Source organism: Streptomyces sp. NPDC093544, assembly GCF_040683495.1.
Taxonomy (GTDB): domain Bacteria; phylum Actinomycetota; class Actinomycetes; order Streptomycetales; family Streptomycetaceae; genus Streptomyces.
Genome location: NZ_JBFBEA010000013.1, coordinates 266492 through 283480, shown reverse-complemented (window position 1 = coordinate 283480; position 16989 = coordinate 266492). Strand labels below are relative to the sequence as shown.

Sequence of the window (16989 nt, the reverse complement as noted above, 5' to 3'; positions counted from 1 at the left end):
GGCCGGTCGGCCCGCACGACACCCCCTCAGCCGTACGCCTGCTTGCTTACGCCGCCCGGCGGCCTCCGCCGCCCTCGCCGCCGCGTTCCGTGCGGCGCTGCGGGGCGCGGCCACGGCCGCCCGTGCGGCTGGCGCCCGCGGCGCCGCCGTTCTCGGTGCGGCGGCCACCGGAGCGCTGGGGCTGACGGCCCTGCGACTCGGCACCGGTACCCGAGCCCCCGCTCTGCGTGCGGGTACCCGAACCCCCGCTCTGCGCGCGCGTACCCGTGCCCTGGGGACGACGGGCTCCGCCGCCCACCCGGGGGCGGGACTTGGGCCGCTTCGGCTGTTCGGCGACCTGGGGCACCTCGACGACCACCGGGACACCGGAGGGCTCACGGGCACCGGTGATACGGGCCAGCTCCTCGTCGCCGGACTTGACCCGGGCGATGCGCGGGTTGATGCCGGCGTCCGCCATCAGGCGGGTCATCTCGCGCTTCTGCTCGGGAAGCACCAGCGTGACGACGCTGCCGGACTCACCGGCACGTGCGGTACGGCCGCCGCGGTGCAGGTAGTCCTTGTGGTCGGCGGGCGGGTCGACGTTGACCACGAGGTCGAGGTCGTCGATGTGGATACCGCGGGCGGCCACGTTCGTGGCGACCAGCACGGTGACCTGGCCGGTCTTGAACTGGTCGAGGGTGCGGTTGCGCTGCGGCTGGCTGCGACCGCCGTGCAGCGCGGACGCCCGGACACCGTTGGCCAGCAGCCGCTTGGTGAACCGGTCGGCGCCCCGCTTGGTGTCCACGAAGAGGATCACCCGGCCCTCGCGCGCCGCGATCCGCATCGCCACGGCCTTCTTGTCGGTCTCGTCGGCGACATGCAGCACGTGGTGCTCCATGGTGGTCACCGTGCCGGCCGACGGGTCCACGGAGTGGACGACGGGGTCGGTGAGGAACATCTTGACCAGTCGGTCGATGTTCTTGTCGAGCGTCGCCGAGAAGAGCAGCCGCTGGCCGCCCGGCTCGACCTGCTTGAGCAGCGCCGTGACCTGCGGCATGAAGCCCATGTCGGCCATCTGGTCGGCCTCGTCGAGGACGGTGATGGCGACCTGGCCGAGCGTGCAGTCGCCCCGCTCGATGAGGTCCTTGAGCCGCCCGGGGGTGGCCACAAGCACCTCGGCACCGCGCCGCAGCGTCCCGGACTGGCGGCCGATCGACATACCGCCGACGGCCGTCGCGATACGGAGGTTCACCGCGGTCGCGTACGGCGTCAGCGCGTCGTTGACCTGCTGCGCGAGCTCACGGGTGGGGACGAGCACCAGCGCGAGCGGCGCCTTGCTCTCGGCCCGGCGGCCCGCGGTGCGCGCCAGCAGGGCGAGACCGAAGGCGAGCGTCTTGCCGGAGCCGGTGCGGCCGCGGCCGAGCACGTCGCGCCCGGCAAGGGCGTTGGGCAGGGTGGCGCCCTGGATCGGGAAGGGCTCGGTGACACCCTGGGCCGTCAGGGTCTTGGTCAGCGCGGCCGGCATGTCCAGTGCGTCGAAGGACTCGACGGCGGGCAGCGCGGGCGTGATGCTCTCGGGCAGCGAGAACTCCTGCGGCGGCGGTGCGGCCTTACGGGCCCCGCCCTTGTTGGCGGTGCCCCGGCCCGCGTTCCTCGCGGGGGCGGAGGCACTGCCACTCTGGGGCTGGGTACCGCGTGCGTTCGCCGGCCTCTTACGGACGGGACGTTCGGATCGAGTCATGCTGGATCTGGATTTCCTTCCTGGGCCACACGGACAGCACACGCGCACAGCGCGAGCCGGGGCCCGCACCCGAAGGTGCGGGGCCCCGGCTCTGGAAAAGCGCTCCCCTGATTTAGGCGGGGACGATGTTCTCCGCCTGCAGGCCCTTCTGGCCCTGCGCGACGTCGAACGAGACCTTCTGGCCCTCCAGCAGCTCACGGAAGCCGGAGCTGGCGATGTTGGAGTAGTGAGCGAAGACGTCGGGGCCGCCGCCGTCCTGCTCGATGAAGCCGAAGCCCTTTTCCGCGTTGAACCACTTCACGGTGCCTGTTGCCATGTTTCTCTCCTGAATAGGTAGGGGCCCCAATCCGGAGATGCACCGGGAAAAGCCGGAGATGCCGGTAAAACAAAACGCGCCTGCGGAAGATTCCGATCAGGCGCACAAAGTAAATGGGTACCAAAAACGTATCAATGTGACAGTAGCACACCTCTGATCACTCCCCGGCCCCGAAAGACCCGGACGTGACGAAGACCACCGTACAGCCGTCGGCGGCCCCCGCCACGTACAACACCCGCGTGACATACGGGTGACTGCTAGGCGAGCGGGCCCGTCACCGGCTCCACGGCCGCGACCACCTGTCCGGCGCGCACGAACGCGTCCGCCGCCGCCAGGTCCGGGGCGAGGAAGCGGTCGGGACCGGGGCCCTGGACGCCGGCCGCGCGGACGGCCTCGATGACCGCCTGCGACGCCGGAGCCGGGGTGAGGCCCTCGCGGAGTTCGATCGCGCGCGTGGCGGCGTACAGCTCGATCGCGACGATGCGGGTGAGGTTGTCCACGGCGGTGCGCAGCTTGCGCGCGGCGGACCAACCCATCGACACGTGGTCCTCCTGCATCGCGGAGGACGGGATGGAGTCCGCGGAGGCCGGTACGGCGAGCCGCTTCATCTCGCTCACCAGCGCCGCCTGCGTGTACTGGGCGATCATCAGGCCCGAGTCGACGCCGGCGTCGTCCGCGAGGAACGGCGGCAGGCCGTGCGAGCGGTTCTTGTCGAGCAGCCGGTCGGTGCGGCGCTCGGCGATGGAGCCGAGGTCGGCGGCGGCGATGGCGAGGAAGTCGAGGACGTACGCGACGGGGGCGCCGTGGAAGTTGCCGTTCGACTCCACGCGGCCGTCGGGGAGTACGACGGGGTTGTCGACGGCGGAGGCCAGCTCGCGCTCGGCGACCGTGCGGGCGTGGGCGAGGGTGTCGCGTCCGGCGCCGGCGACCTGCGGGGCGCAGCGCACGGAGTAGGCGTCCTGGACGCGCGGGGCGCCGTCCTGGTGGTGCCCGGTGAGCTCCGAACCCTTGAGCACGGCCAGCATGTTGGCGGCCGCGGCGCTCTGCCCGGGGTGCGGACGGATGGCGTGCAGCTCGGGGGCGAGGACCTTGTCGGTACCGAGCAGGGCTTCCAGCGACAAGGCGGCCGTCACGTCGGCGGACTTGTACAGGGTCTCCAGGTCGGCGAGGGCCATGACCAGCATGCCGAGCATGCCGTCGGTGCCGTTGAGGAGGGCGAGGCCTTCCTTCTCGCGCAGCTCGACGGGGGTGATGCCGGCCTCGGCGAGCAGCTCGCCCGCGGGCCGTACGGCACCGTCCGGACCCTCCGCGTCACCCTCGCCCATGAGGGTCAGGGCGCAGTGGGACAGCGGGGCCAGGTCGCCGGAGCAGCCGAGCGAGCCGTACTCGTGGACGACCGGGGTGATACCGGCGTTCAGGATGTCGGCCATGGTCTGCGCGACCTCGGGCCGCACCCCCGTGTGCCCCGAGCAGACGGTCTTGAGCCGCAGGAACATCAGCGCCCTGACGACCTCGCGCTCGACGCGCGGGCCCATCCCGGCGGCGTGCGAGCGGACGATGTTGCGCTGCAGCTGGGCGCGGAGTTCCGGGCTGATGTGCCGGCTCGCGAGGGCACCGAAACCGGTGGAGACGCCGTAGACGGGCTCCGGCTTGGCGGCCAGCGCCTCCACGATCTTGCGGGCCGCGGCGAGGGCCGCCACCGCCTCGCCGGAGAGCTCGATCCGGGCGCCGGCACGCGCCACGGCGAGAACGTCGGACGCGGTCACCCCGGACGTCCCCACCACCACAGTGTGCATATCCATATTCAGGAGCGTACGCAGTGAATTCGATGATGTCACTAGTGGGTGGCGGGTCGACCCCTTACTTGGACCCGGCGCTTCGCGGCCCCGGGCGCCCCCGGAATCGGCGGCGCTCCCCAGCCCCCTCCTGGGGCGGCGCGTCGGCCAGGCGTACGACCGGGTCGTCGGGGCCCTCGCGCCCGGCGACCACGGGTCTCGCGGCGCGTACGGCCTTCGCGCGGTACTGGGCGGCGTCGGCCAGCCGGAACAGCCGCCGGGCCGAGCGCACCGGCCCGATCGGATCGGCGGTCGAGGCAACTCCGCAGGCCACACCCTCGCCGAGCTCCAGCTCGGCGGCGCGGCGGCAGAGTTCGTCGGCTACGCGGACGACCTCGTCGGCGGCCGGGCCGACCGCGAGCAGGCAGAACTCGTCGCCGCCGAGCCGGGCCGTGAGGGTGCCCGGGAGCATCGCGCCGCACAGGGAGAGCACGGACCCGAACCGTTCGAGGAGCCGGTCGCCGACCGCGTGCCCCCGGGTGTCGTTGACCCGCTTGAGCCCGTTGAGATCACAGACGACGAGGCTGACCACGACCGACTCGTCCTCCTTGTGACGGTCGATGGCCTCGTCGAGCCGTACGTCGACGGCGCGGCGGTTGGCGAGACCGGTGAGGGCGTCCGTGAACGCCAGCCGCCTGGCCTCCTCCAGCCGCTCGGTCTGTGCGATCCCGGCCGCGACGACCGAGGCCAGTACGGTCGCGAAGTCGGCGTCGGCCCGGTCGAAGACCGGGGCTCCCGCCGGGCGGGCCACATACAGCTCGCCCCAGGCTCGGCCGTGCAGCACGATCGGGGCGACGACGCAGCAGCCTCGGCCTCGGCGGCGCAGGGCGGCGACGCGCTGGTGGCAGTAACCGGCGTGGCCCCCGGCCGGGCCCTCCGCGGTCTCGACCCAGGCGTCGGGCTCGCCGCCGCCGGCCCACCGCTCGTGCAGGAACTCGGTGATCTCCGGGAACTGGTGCACCGGATAGGCCTCCTCGTCCGGGAACTCCTCCTCGCCCTCCGCCCGCTCCCCCACGTTCACCAGAACCCGCAGCCGGCCGAGCTCCCTCTCCCATACCGAGAGCGCCGCGAAGCTCCCGGAGAGCGCGTGACAGACCCCGACGGCCGCCGCCCGCCAGGACTCGCTCGGGGTGTGCGCCGCCGCCATCCCCTGCGCCAGCTCCACCACGGCCCTCAGCCGTCTGTCCTCACCCATCACTCCAGGCTAGGTAAAATCACATCATTTAGGGACATTGATGCGGCGAACAGGGGGCCGAGGGGGGTGGGGGCCGGAGGGGGCGAATCCCTCACCGGCCGACGCTAGAGATTTTCAGCCCGTCCGGCGTTTGAGGACGAGGCCGTCCAGGCCGAAAGCGGGGGTCTGGGGGCGGCAGCCCCCAGGAACGGGACGGGTAGGGGCGGAGGGGGCGTGAAAACTACTCCCCGGGCCACTCCGGCGCGCGCTTCTCGTTGAACGCCGCCACACCCTCAGCACGGTCCCCCGAGAACGCGACGGACCGCCACGCGGCGTCCTCGACCTCCAGCCCGGCCCGGAGATCGAGCCCGTGGCCGACACGAAGCGCCCGCTTGGCCGCCCGCAACCCCACGGGAGAGTTCGCCGCGATACGAGACGCCAGAGCGAGGGCCTCCTCGCGATCCCGGCCCGCGTCGACCAGCACGTCGACAAGCCCCAACTCCCGCGCCTCCCCCGCCTCCACCCGCCGCGCCGAGAAGATCAGCTCGGCCGCGCGAGCGGAACCCACCCGGCGCGGCAGCAACTGCGTGCCGCCCCCACCGGGAATCACCCCGACCGACACCTCGGGCAGCCCGACGACCGCCGTACGGTCGGCCACGATCAGGTCGCAGGACAGCGCCAGCTCGAACCCGCCGCCCAGCGCGAACCCGTGCACAGCGGCAACGGTCGGCATCGGCAGCTCAAGGACCCCGGTGTACGCGGCCCGCGCGACCGGCCGCTGGCGCACCAGCTCGGCGTCGGTGAGCGAGTTCCGTTCCTTCAGGTCGGCGCCGACGCAGAAGGCCCGCTCATGGGTCGAGGTCAGCACGGTCACCCGTACGTCCCGGTCCGCGGCGAGCGCCTCGCAGGCGGCGGCGATGGAACGGGCCATGTCCGTGGACACCGCGTTCATGGCCTTCGGCCGGTCGAGGACGAGCTCCGCGACGTACCCGTGCCGCCGTACGACGACGAAGTCCCCGAACCGCCGCTCGTCCCCATGCTCCAGCTCCGCCATGACACCCTCCCGGTTAACGTGGGTTAACTACTGACCCCCCGATCATCGCAGCAGCCACCGTCCACCGGAACACGCCCCCTCACCCACCACCTCCCCGTTCGAGTGACACCTGTCCGAACGCCCCGCCTCGCCCTCACCCGCCGCATAACGTGCGCACCGCCGCGGCGCATCGGGGAGCGCGGGCACCTTGGGGAGGGATGAGCATGACGAACCGGGAGACGGCACGTGGGCGGCATCGCAGGCCGCGACCGCGGCGGGTGTTGGTCGCCGCGGGAGGACTGGCCCTGGCGGCAGGGGCGTTGAGCCTCGTACGGCTGGCGCCGGAGTCGGTGATCTGGGGCATGGGGGTCCCGGACGGCGAGCCGACGAAGGGCACTGTCACCGACACGGCCGGCAATGCCGCCGCGACCGTCGAGGCCGTGCCCTCGGCGCGTCCGGTGGCCGCCACGACGCCCGCCGTGATGGGCGGGGAGAAGGTGCTGCCGACGCCTGGCGTGAGCGTCGCGCCCACACCGGCACCGACGCCGACACGATTCGTTGCGGCCCCGTCGACACCTGTCACCGTCCCCGTGGGCCGTACGCCGGACACGACCGGCATTCCCACCGGTCAGGCTCCCGCTCCCGTGGCACCGCAGCCACCGGCCGCGACCACCGCCGCGCCCGTCCCGAGCGCGACGACACCCACGGCGCACCCGAAACCCAAGCCTCCCGGCCTGTGCGTACCGATCATCGGGCTCTGTGTGAACGGTCTGAAGCAGCCGCTCGGCGGGCGTTAGGAGTCGGTTTCGCGGCGGGCGAGCAGCCATGGCTCGACCACGCCGAGGCCGCGCACCGGACGCTGCCACATCGGCTGGAGGGCGAAGCGGTAGGAGGGCGGTTCCTCGCCCTCCTTCTCCGCGGCGGCCGCGGCCTCGGCGGCGTCCGCCTCGGAGGCGGGCGCGTCGGCGGTACGGATCAGTTCCTCCGCCAAGGCCCCGTCCACCAGGACGGCGTCCCGTGGCGCTATCGAGGTGAGGCGGCTCGCGAGGTTCACCGTCGTACCGAACACGTCACCCATGCGGGTCGTCACCGTGCCGAAGGCGATGCCGACGCGGAGTTCCGGCATGGTCTCGTCGTTCGCCATCGTCTCGATGAGGCGCAGCGCGATCTCGGCGGCGACCCCGGCGTCGTCGGCCGCGTACAGGACCTCGTCGCCCAGCGTCTTGATGAGCCGGCCACCGTGCGCGGCCACCAGGTCCGCGGCCGTGGTCTCGAAGGCCTCGACCAGTTCGCCGAGTTCCTCCTCCTCCATGCGGCGCGTCAGCCGGGTGAAGCCGACGAGGTCCGCGAAACCGACGGCGAGACGGCGGTCGACCATCTCCTCGTCGTCCGCCGCCTGCACGACCCGGCCTGTCGCGGCCGCGAGTTGGCGGCGCCAGACGTAGACGATGAACTCCTCCAGCTCGGGCAGGAGCAGCTCGATCAGGGGGTACGTCACCTCGGTGCGGGTCATCCCGGGTTCCGGGGGCTCGGTCAGGCCCTCCAGGAACGAGTCGATCTGCCACTCGGCGAGGCGGGCGGTGGTCTGGCCGGTGGAACGGGCCACCTGGACCGCCATCGCCTCGCTCAGCAGGCCCGCCTCGACGAGGCCCGCGAGGCGGCGCAGGGCGAGGACGTCGGCTTCCGTGAGCGCCTTGGCCTGGCCGATGTCGGCGAAGCCCATGGCTCGCCAGAAACGGGAGGCCAGTTCCATGGAGACGCCCGCGCTGCGGGCCGCCTGGAAGGGGGTGTAGCGGCGCTCGGCGCCGAGGATCAGCTGCTCCAGGCGTAGCGCCAGTGGGTCCTCGCCGGAGTCATGGTCGTCCGGTGCGTCCACCCGTGCGGAGGACGTGTGGCTGACCGACCCGGCGGTACGGCCCGGCTCGGCGTCGGGGGCGGGGTCTGCACCCGTACCGGAACCGGTGTCGTCGACGGTCACGCCTGCTGCCCTTCCGATCTGCCACGGTCAGGTATCGACCGCGCTCAACTCTACGACAGGTGTGGGCTGGCTCACTCCTGACCACGGCGGCCACATGGGGCTGGGAGTGGGGGTTTTCGCCCCCTCCGCCCCTTCCCGTCCCGTATCTGGGGGCTGCCGCCCCCAGACCCCCGCTTTCGGCCTGGACGGCCTCGTCCTCAAACGCCGGACGGGCTGAAGCGGGCGTAGCCAAACCCGACCTCACCCCGCCCGCAGATGCACGATGTCCCCCGCCCCCACCGGCTCCTGCACCCCGTCCTCCGTAGCCAGTACCAACCGCCCGTCCCCGTCCACGGCCACCGCCTCCCCGCTGATCGACCGCCCTCCGGGCAGTTCGGCCCGCACCACCCGGCCGAGCGTCGCGCACCCGGCGGCGTACGTCTCCTGGAGCCCGGAGGCGACGGGGTCGCCGCCCGCCCCGCTCCAGCGCTCGTACCACTGCTCCAGGGACCGCAGGACGGCGCGCAGTACGGTGTCACGGTCCGTGGTCGTCGCGCCCGCGAGAGCGAGGGAGCCCGCTCCGGGCACGGGCAGCTCGTCCTCGCGCAGGGTGACGTTGATACCGATGCCGACGACGACCGCGTCCGCCCCGGCGCGCTCGGCGAGGATGCCGCCGGTCTTGCGTTCCGCGCCGTCCACAGTCACCAGCAGGTCATTGGGCCACTTGAGTGCCGTATCGACGCCGGCGGCCCGCGACAGTCCCGTCGCCACCGCGACCCCGGTGAGCAGCGGCAGCCATCCCCAGCGTTCGACGGGGATCCCGGCGGGCTTCAGCAGGACGGAGAAGAAGAGGCCGGAGCGGGCCGGTGCCGTCCACTGCCGGTCCAGGCGTCCGCGCCCGGCGTTCTGCTCCTCGGCGACGAGCACCGTGCCTTCGGCGGCCTTCCCCTCGGTGGCGAGGGCGACGAGGTCGGAGTTGGTCGACCCGGTGCGGGCGACCACCTCGATCCCGGACCAGAGGCTGCCGTCCCGCACCAGCGCCTTGCGCAGGGCAGTCGCGTTGAGCGGCGGACGGTCCAGGTCGGACCACCGGTTGTCGTTGGCGTCTGATGCATCTCGCGGCGTCATGCAACCCACCCTAGATGTGGTAAACGCCGCACTGCCGAACCGTATCGGCGCCACTACCCTACGACTCAGTAGCAAACCCCTGAGCAGCACACCTGAGCAGCACCCTTGAGCACGTACCCCGCACGTCCCACTGAGCAGGCAGGGAGCCGCATCCCGATGTCCGAGCCGGAAGAGCTGCAACACCCCGACATCCACACCACCGCCGGCAAAATCGCGGACCTGCAGCGCCGCATCGAGGAGGCGACGCACGCCGGCTCGGCCCGCGCCGTCGAAAAGCAGCACGCCAAGGGCAAGTTGACGGCCCGTGAGCGGATCGAGCTGCTCCTCGACGAGACCTCCTTCGTCGAGTTCGACGAGTTCGCGCAGCATCGGTCCACGGACTTCGGCCTGGCGAACAACCGCCCCTACGGCGACGGTGTCGTCACCGGGTACGGCACGGTCGACGGCCGCCCCGTCGCCGTGTTCTCGCAGGACTTCACCGTCTTCGGCGGCGCCCTCGGCGAGGTTTTCGGCCAGAAGATCATGAAGGTGATGGACTTCGCGCTGAAGACCGGCTGTCCGGTCATCGGTATCAACGACTCGGGCGGCGCCCGCATCCAGGAGGGTGTCAGCGCGCTGGGCATGTACGGCGAGATCTTCCGCCGGAACACCCACGCGTCCGGGGTCATTCCGCAGATCTCGCTCGTCGTCGGCCCCTGCGCGGGCGGCGCGGTCTACTCCCCGGCGATCACCGACTTCACGATCATGGTCGACCAGACCTCGCACATGTTCATCACAGGGCCCGATGTCATCAAGACGGTGACAGGCGAGGACGTCGGTTTCGAGGAACTGGGCGGCGCCCGGACTCACAACTCGGTGTCAGGCGTGGCCCACCACATGGCGGGCGACGAGAAGGACGCCATCGAGTACGTCAAGCAACTGCTGTCGTACCTGCCGTCGAACAACCTCAGCGAGCCCCCGGTCTTCCCGGAGGAGGCGGACCTCACCGTCACCGACGAGGACCGCGAGCTGGACGTACTCGTGCCGGACAGCGCCAACCAGCCGTACGACATGCACACGGTGATCGAACACATCCTGGACGACGCGGAGTTCTTCGAGACGCAGCCGCTGTTCGCGCCGAACATCCTCACCGGGTTCGGGCGGGTGGAGGGCCGCCCCGTCGGCATCGTCGCCAACCAGCCGATGCAGTTCGCGGGTTGCCTCGACATCGACGCGAGCGAGAAGGCCGCGCGGTTCGTCCGGACGTGCGACGCGTTCAACGTTCCCGTCATCACCTTCGTGGACGTGCCCGGCTTCCTCCCCGGCGTCGACCAGGAGCACACCGGCATCATCCGCCGCGGCGCCAAGCTGATCTACGCCTACGCCGAGGCGACCGTCCCGCTCATCACGGTCATCACCCGCAAGGCCTTCGGCGGCGCGTACGACGTCATGGGCTCCAAGCACCTGGGCGCCGACCTCAACCTCGCCTGGCCCACCGCCCAGATCGCGGTGATGGGCGCGCAGGGCGCGGTCAACATCCTGCACAAGCGCACCATCGCGGCCGCCGAAGACCAAGAGGCGACCCGGGCCCGGCTGATCCAGGAGTACGAGGACACGCTCCTCAACCCCTACACGGCGGCCGAGCGCGGCTACATCGACGGCGTGATCATGCCGTCGGACACCCGCGCCCACGTCGTACGAGGGCTGCGTCAGCTGCGTACGAAGCGGGCATCACTGCCTCCGAAGAAGCACGGCAACATCCCCCTCTAGGCCCCCCTGGGAGCGGTTATGACGATCAAGGTCGTACGGGGCAATCCGACCCCGGAGGAGCTGGCTGCCGCACTGGCGGTGGTCCGGGTGCGCGCCGCGGCGGCGGCTTCGGCCCCGTCCGGCGCGACCGGGGCCGGTGACGCGTGGGCCGACCCGGCCCGTATCGCCACGCGCCGACTGCCCCAGCCGGGCCCGACGGCGTGGGGCCGCACGTACTGGCCCGGTTAGAACTGGAACGGCCCCGCTAAAACGGTTCCGCTAGAGCAGTTCCGCGAGAGCTTCGGCCATCACCGCGTACCCCTTGTCGTTGGGGTGCAGGTGGTCGCCGAAGTCGTACGCCGGGTGCAGCCGGTCCGGGGCGCCGGGATCGGCCAGTACGCGGTTCAGGTCCAGCGCCGCGTCCCACTCGCCCGCGCCGCGGATCCACTCGTTCACCTCGCGGCTCACCTTCGCCGCGTGCTCGCCCCAGTGGTCGGAGCCGCCGAAGGGGAGCAGGGTGGAGCCGATCACCCGTAGCCCCCTCGCGCGCGCCTGTCGTATCAACTCCCGGTAGCCGTCGATGAGTTCGTCCACCTCGACGATCGGCGCGGGCTTGTACGTGGGCTGTTCGTCGGTCTCGCTGAAGCCGATGTCGTTGAGCCCCTGGAGCACGACGAGGGTGTCCACGCCCTGGTGGTCCAGGACGTCGCGGCCGAGCCGGTGGACGCCCTTCTCGCCGTACCAGGCCGAGTCGTTGAGCAGCAGGTTTCCGCCGATGCCCGCGTTGAGGACGGGTCGCCCGGTGCGTTCGGCGAGCGCGTCGGACCAGCGGCGGTTCGCGCCCGGGGTCGAGCCGAAGCCGTCCGTGATGGAGTCCCCGAAGAGCGCGACGGCGTTCCTGCGGCCGGAGTCGACCTCGACGGCCGACAGGAAGTACCAGGACTCGGAAGAGGTGTCGAAGGCCTTGCCTCGCACGTCCTCCAGACGGTCGCCGGCGGCCCGGTGACTGGTCGCGAAGGCCTGTGCGTGGAAGGTCGCGGGGCCGGTGACGGCATCGAGGTGGAGGGTGATGGTCACTGATTCCAGTGATTCCAGGGTGAGTTCGGCCGGGTCGCTGACGGCGAGGCCGTGCGCCGGGATCTCGGCCGAGGTGGCGCCGCCGAAGGTGAGCCGCCGTACCGAACCGGGCTCGACGGCGGCCCCTTCGCCCGCGCGGGCCACCGTGGCGCCCGCGATCCGCAGCGGCGAGGTGCCGTACGCGTTGGAGAGCCGGATACGGACCCGGGCGCCGCCGGCGGTGAGGCGGACGGCCTGGCGCAGCGACTGGCGCCAGAAGCCCTCCTGCGACCAGTTGGGGGTGAAGCCCTCGGCGGGGAGCTGGGGCGACGCGGTCCAGGCGGTGGTGAACACGGCAGCTGCCTCCATTAAATGGGACCATGGTTCCTTTAGTGAACCTCATGACCGTAACAGGCGATGGCGCACTAAAGAAACCCCAGACCCATTTGCGCGAGCCGGGTACAAGTTGAGTACGCATACTCAGGCGCCCGGCCCTCCGCCGTCGCACGATCGAAGACATGCTGTGGTCCGACCCCGAGAACGAGCCACCCAAGGAACTCCGCGACACTCAGGCCATGTTGCGGCGCCTGGGGGTTCTGATGGCGTTGGCCATGGTGCTCGCGATGGTGGTGCTCGGCATCATGTGAGGCGCGCCGATACCCTGATCACATGACTGATCAGCCGCGCCGCCGTCTCGTGCTCGCCTCGCAGTCCCCCGCCCGGCTCAATCTGCTGCGGCAGGCCGGACTCGACCCCGAGGTGATCGTGAGCGGGTTCGACGAGGACGCCCTCAGCGCACCGACCCCCGCCGAACTCGCCCTCGCACTGGCCGAGGCGAAGGCCTCCGTCGTGTCGGCGAAGCCCGAGGTGCAGGGCGCCCTGGTGATCGGCTGCGACTCGGTCCTCGACCTGGACGGCGAGGCGTACGGCAAGCCCGCCGACGCCGAGGAGGCCACCGCTCGCTGGAAGTCGATGCGCGGCCGCGCCGGGACCCTCCAGACCGGCCACTGCGTCTACGACACGGCGGCCAAGCGCTACGTATCGGCGACCGCGTCCACGGTGGTCCACTTCGGCGATCCGAGCGACGCCGAGATCGCCGCGTACGTCGCCTCGGGTGAACCCCTCTATGTGGCCGGGGCGTTCACCCTCGACGGCCGCTCGGCACCGTTCATCGACCGCATCGACGGCAACCACGGCAACGTGATCGGGATCTCGCTGCCGCTGGTGCGCCGCCTGCTGGCCGAACTGGGCGTCGGCATCACTCAGTTGTGGACGCCGCGGGAGAAGTGATCAGGAGGCCGAGGGGACCGGAGGGGCCGCGGGGCCCGTCACCGGCGCTCCTCCGTTGTCGCCGTTCCCGCTCGCCCCGGGCACGGCGTCGGACGGACCCTCCTGGCGGTCGAACGCCAGGAGCGTGAACACGATCAGCGCGAGCCCCACCATCAGGAAGGCGAACGCGCTCCAGCCCACCAGACCCACCGTGAGCGCACCCAGCAGGCCGTGCACCACCGCGGCACTGATGAGCAGGATGCGCCCGAAGAGGCCGGGGGCCCGGGCCCGCACGCCGACGAGCAGGGCAATGAGGCCGCACAGCGCGAAGTAGAGGCCGAAGACCACACCCCCGACCTTCGACGAGAGGGACATCATGTCCGAGTCGAGCCCGGCCAGGGACATGTCCTGGTTGTCGACGACCGTGCCGAGCAACCAGTTCAACAGCGCGATGCCGATCGCCTCCACGAAGAGCACGATCGCCGCCACCCACGCCACCGGTCTGCGCACCACCGGTCCCCACCCGCTTCCGTGTGCTGTTACCCCTAGTACGTTCGAGTACATCCTGAACGCTACTAACGGGTAAACCTCGGGACAAGGGTTCTGTCGAGGGCAAAGAATCATTGGGCCATTCGTAGGGTCTCGACAAAGAAACCCTGTGGCACGCAGCACTGACGCACAGAGACCTTGACCACAGAGGAGGGCTAGGGTTCAGACAAGGGATCCCGTGTGCCGTGGCGCGACAAGGGATTTCGCGGGTCGAGCGCGCCTCGAATCACGCTCCGTGTGGGCAAGCTCACCATTGGGGACGGGTCGAAAGGTCGTGTCGGCAGTCCCTAAACTCGGCTTGTTTCAAGGAGGGAGCCATCGTGCGCAAGGTGCTCATCGCCAACCGTGGCGAAATCGCTGTCCGCGTGGCCCGAGCGTGCCGGGATGCCGGCATCGCGAGCGTTGCCGTCTATGCGGAACCGGACCGGGACGCTTCGCATGTCCGTGCGGCGGACGAAGCGTTCGCATTGGGCGGTGACACCCCGGCCACCAGCTACCTGGACGTCGCCAAGGTGCTCCAGGCCGCCAAGGATTCGGGGGCGGACGCCATCCACCCCGGTTACGGCTTCCTTTCCGAGAACGCGGAATTCGCGCAGGCGGTGCTCGACGCCGGCCTGGTGTGGATCGGCCCGCCGCCGCAGGCGATCCGCGATCTTGGTGACAAGGTCGCCGCCCGTCACATCGCGCAGCGCGCCGGGGCGCCTCTGGTGGCCGGCACCCCTGACCCGGTGTCCGGCTCCGACGAGGTCGTCGCGTTCGCCGAGGAGCACGGACTGCCGATCGCGATCAAGGCCGCCTTCGGTGGCGGCGGTCGCGGTCTGAAGGTCGCCCGCACCCTCGAAGAGGTGCCCGAGCTGTACGACTCCGCCGTACGTGAGGCGGTCGCCGCCTTCGGACGCGGCGAGTGCTTCGTGGAGCGCTACCTGGACAAGCCCCGGCACGTGGAGACGCAGTGCCTGGCCGACTCCCACGGCAACGTGGTCGTCGTGTCGACGCGTGACTGCTCCCTCCAGCGCCGCCACCAGAAGCTGGTCGAGGAGGCCCCCGCGCCCTTCCTTTCCGACGCCCAGGTCGAGGAGCTGTACGCCTCCTCCAAGGCGATCCTGAAGGAAGCCGGCTATGTCGGCGCGGGCACCGTGGAGTTCCTGGTCGGCACGGACGGCACGATCTCCTTCCTGGAGGTCAACACCCGTCTCCAGGTCGAGCACCCGGTCACCGAAGAAGTCGCCGGCATCGACCTGGTACGCGAGATGTTCCGCATCGCCGACGGCGAGGAACTGGGCTACGGCGACCCCGAACTGCGCGGCCACTCCTTCGAGTTCCGCATCAACGGCGAGGACCCGGGGCGAGGCTTCCTCCCGGCCCCCGGCACGGTCACCGTGTTCGACCCGCCGTCCGGCCCGGGCGTCCGCCTGGACGCCGGCGTCGAGTCCGGCAGCGTCATCGGCCCCGCCTGGGACTCCCTCCTGGCCAAGCTGATCGTCACCGGCGCCACCCGCGAGCAGGCGCTCCAGCGCGCCGCGCGCGCCCTCGGGGAGTTCACCGTCGAGGGCATGGCCACCGCCATCCCCTTCCACCGCGCGGTCGTCAAGGACCCGGCGTTCGCCCCCGAACTGACCGGGTCCACCGAGCCGTTCACGGTCCACACCCGGTGGATCGAGACCGAGTTCGTCAACGAGATCCCCGCCTTCACCGCCTCCGCCGACACCGAGACCGAGGACGAGGCGGACCGCGAGACGATCGTCGTCGAGGTCGGCGGCAAGCGTCTTGAGGTCTCGCTGCCCTACTCGCTCGGCATGTCGCTGGCCCGCACCGGTCTCGCGGCGGGCGCCAAGCCCAAGCGCCGGGCGGCCAAGAAGTCCGGGCCGGTGGCCTCGGGCGACACCCTCGCCTCCCCCATGCAGGGCACCATCGTCAAAGTGGCCGTCGAGGAGGGCCAGGAGGTCAAGGAAGGCGACCTCATCGTCGTCCTGGAGGCCATGAAGATGGAGCAGCCCCTCAACGCCCACCGCTCCGGCACCATCAAGGGCCTCAGCGCCGAGGTCGGCGCCTCCCTCACCTCCGGCGCCGCGATCTGCGAGATCAAGGACTGACGGCCCTTAAGGTCCCACCCGTACGAGACGGTCGTACGACATCCCGAAGCGCCTGTCGGACTGGAGCAGTCAGTCCGCCGGGCGCTTCGGCTTTCCCCGTCCGGCGTCCACGGCTCGGTACTCCGCTTGCGCCCCGCCGGAGACGGTCAGCGGCGGCGCAGGTCCGCCACCCTCGCTCGCTCCCCGGGGGGCTGCTCGCCGAGGACCGTGGCCGAGCGCAACTGGGGCGCCGTGCCGGGGACCTGGCCGCGGCGCGGTCCCGGGAGCGGCATGTCCCGGCGTGGCGGGCGCCCCGCCGGGACGGGATCACCTCCCGCGCCGCCGCCCGCTGATGACCCGGCGACCGCGATCTGTACGCCCTGGTCGGCCAGGGCCTGCAGTTCGGTGAGGGCGCGGTCGTCGTGGGCGGGGGGCTCGTCGGTGACCAGGCGGGTGATCAGATCGGTCGGGACCGTCTGGAACATCGTGTCCGTACCGAGCTTGGTGTGGTCGGCGAGGACGACGACCTCCGCTGCGGCCTGGACGAGCGCCCGGTCGACCGAGGCCGACAGCATGTTGGACGTGGACAGGCCGCGCTCGGCGGTCAGTCCGCTTCCGGAGAGGAAGGCCCGGGAGACCCGCAGCCCCTGGAGGGACTGCTCGGCCCCTGACCCGACCAGGGCGTAGTTGGAACCGCGCAGGGTGCCGCCGGTCATCACGACTTCCACCCGGTTGGCGTGGGCCAACGCCTGGGCCACCAGCAGGGAGTTGGTGACGACGGTCAGCCCGGGTACCCGCGCGAGCCGGCGAGCCAGCTCCTGCGTGGTGGTCCCCGCGCCCACCACGATGGCCTCGCCCTCTTCGACAAGACCTGCGGCGAGATCGGCGATGGCCGTCTTCTCGGCGGTCGCGAGATGTGATTTCTGCGGAAAGCCGGATTCTCGCGTGAACCCGCCCGGCAATACCGCACCGCCATGCCGGCGGTCGAGGAGTCCTTCTGCCTCCAGTGCGCGCACGTCCCGCCGTACGGTCACTTCGGAGGTCTGGACGACGCGGGCGAGCTCACGGAGCGACACGGCCCCGTTCGCTCGCACCATTTCGAGGATCAATTGGCGACGTTCTGCAGCGAACACGAAACTGACAGTAACCCCA

The 16989-nt window shown here is 71.1% G+C and carries 16 protein-coding genes; 6 read left to right on the top strand and 10 right to left on the bottom strand.

The features are described from left to right. Positions 1–46: 46 nt before the first annotated feature. The 5 genes from AB0N66_RS21905 to AB0N66_RS21885 form a co-directional block, all read right to left on the bottom strand. Positions 47–1720 (bottom strand): DEAD/DEAH box helicase, encoded by a 1674-nt coding sequence (locus tag AB0N66_RS21905; RefSeq protein WP_365437495.1) that lies wholly within the window; start codon positions 1718–1720, stop codon positions 47–49. A gap of 112 nt (positions 1721–1832) precedes the next feature. Continuing rightward, complete coding sequence (locus AB0N66_RS21900) at positions 1833–2036, bottom strand: cold-shock protein (protein WP_266455269.1); 204 nt, start codon at positions 2034–2036, stop codon at positions 1833–1835. Between the two features lie 257 nt (positions 2037–2293). Beyond that, on the bottom strand, positions 2294–3832 hold the full coding sequence (gene hutH / locus AB0N66_RS21895) for a histidine ammonia-lyase (RefSeq protein ID WP_365437554.1): 1539 nt from the start codon (positions 3830–3832) through the stop codon (positions 2294–2296). Between the two features lie 64 nt (positions 3833–3896). Then, complete coding sequence (locus tag AB0N66_RS21890) at positions 3897–5066, bottom strand: sensor domain-containing diguanylate cyclase (protein WP_365437492.1); 1170 nt, start codon at positions 5064–5066, stop codon at positions 3897–3899. 220 nt (positions 5067–5286) lie between these two features. Further along, positions 5287–6099 (bottom strand): enoyl-CoA hydratase-related protein, encoded by an 813-nt coding sequence (locus AB0N66_RS21885; protein WP_365437489.1) that lies wholly within the window; start codon positions 6097–6099, stop codon positions 5287–5289. 203 nt (positions 6100–6302) lie between these two features. On the opposite strand from AB0N66_RS21885, the gene AB0N66_RS21880 reads away from it, so the two are divergent. Then, complete coding sequence (locus tag AB0N66_RS21880; RefSeq protein WP_365437486.1) at positions 6303–6875, top strand: hypothetical protein; 573 nt, start codon at positions 6303–6305, stop codon at positions 6873–6875. On the opposite strand, the gene AB0N66_RS21875 is transcribed toward AB0N66_RS21880, so the two are convergent. Next, positions 6872–8056, bottom strand: coding sequence for an adenylate/guanylate cyclase domain-containing protein (locus AB0N66_RS21875; RefSeq protein ID WP_365437483.1), 1185 nt, complete (start codon positions 8054–8056; stop codon positions 6872–6874). The genes AB0N66_RS21880 and AB0N66_RS21875 overlap by 4 nt on opposite strands. Positions 8057–8296: 240 nt before the next feature. Further along, complete coding sequence (locus AB0N66_RS21870; protein ID WP_365437480.1) at positions 8297–9163, bottom strand: biotin--[acetyl-CoA-carboxylase] ligase; 867 nt, start codon at positions 9161–9163, stop codon at positions 8297–8299. Positions 9164–9319: 156 nt separating this feature from the next. On the opposite strand from AB0N66_RS21870, the gene AB0N66_RS21865 reads away from it, so the two are divergent. Both AB0N66_RS21865 and AB0N66_RS21860 read left to right on the top strand, forming a co-directional pair. Further along, positions 9320–10912 carry an acyl-CoA carboxylase subunit beta gene (locus tag AB0N66_RS21865; protein ID WP_365437477.1) on the top strand — a complete coding sequence of 531 codons (1593 nt, stop codon included), beginning with the start codon at positions 9320–9322 and terminating at the stop codon, positions 10910–10912. A gap of 18 nt (positions 10913–10930) precedes the next feature. Next, the gene (locus AB0N66_RS21860) at positions 10931–11140 is read left to right on the top strand and encodes an acyl-CoA carboxylase epsilon subunit (RefSeq protein ID WP_365437474.1); all 210 of its coding nucleotides are present in this window, start codon (positions 10931–10933) and stop codon (positions 11138–11140) included. 30 nt (positions 11141–11170) lie between these two features. Here AB0N66_RS21860 and AB0N66_RS21855 read toward each other — a convergent pair whose 3' ends face one another. Further along, a complete protein-coding gene (locus tag AB0N66_RS21855; RefSeq protein WP_365437471.1) occupies positions 11171–12301 on the bottom strand; it encodes an SGNH/GDSL hydrolase family protein in 1131 nt (376 codons plus the stop codon). A gap of 164 nt (positions 12302–12465) precedes the next feature. Between AB0N66_RS21855 and AB0N66_RS21850 the strand changes: the two genes are divergently transcribed. Beyond that, positions 12466–12594 carry a hypothetical protein gene (locus AB0N66_RS21850; protein WP_365437468.1) on the top strand — a complete coding sequence of 43 codons (129 nt, stop codon included), beginning with the start codon at positions 12466–12468 and terminating at the stop codon, positions 12592–12594. Between the two features lie 22 nt (positions 12595–12616). Then, positions 12617–13237, top strand: coding sequence for a nucleoside triphosphate pyrophosphatase (locus tag AB0N66_RS21845; RefSeq protein ID WP_365437465.1), 621 nt, complete (start codon positions 12617–12619; stop codon positions 13235–13237). On the opposite strand, the gene AB0N66_RS21840 is transcribed toward AB0N66_RS21845, so the two are convergent. Next, positions 13238–13729, bottom strand: coding sequence for a hypothetical protein (locus AB0N66_RS21840; RefSeq protein ID WP_365437463.1), 492 nt, complete (start codon positions 13727–13729; stop codon positions 13238–13240). A gap of 356 nt (positions 13730–14085) precedes the next feature. Here AB0N66_RS21840 and AB0N66_RS21835 point away from each other — a divergent pair, with 356 nt between their 5' ends. After that, positions 14086–15858: a biotin carboxylase N-terminal domain-containing protein gene (locus AB0N66_RS21835; RefSeq protein WP_365437460.1), complete on the top strand. Its 1773-nt coding sequence runs from the start codon at positions 14086–14088 to the stop codon at positions 15856–15858. A gap of 146 nt (positions 15859–16004) precedes the next feature. Here AB0N66_RS21835 and AB0N66_RS21830 read toward each other — a convergent pair whose 3' ends face one another. Then, positions 16005–16970, bottom strand: coding sequence for a DeoR/GlpR family DNA-binding transcription regulator (locus AB0N66_RS21830; protein ID WP_365437457.1), 966 nt, complete (start codon positions 16968–16970; stop codon positions 16005–16007). Positions 16971–16989: the final 19 nt, after the last annotated feature.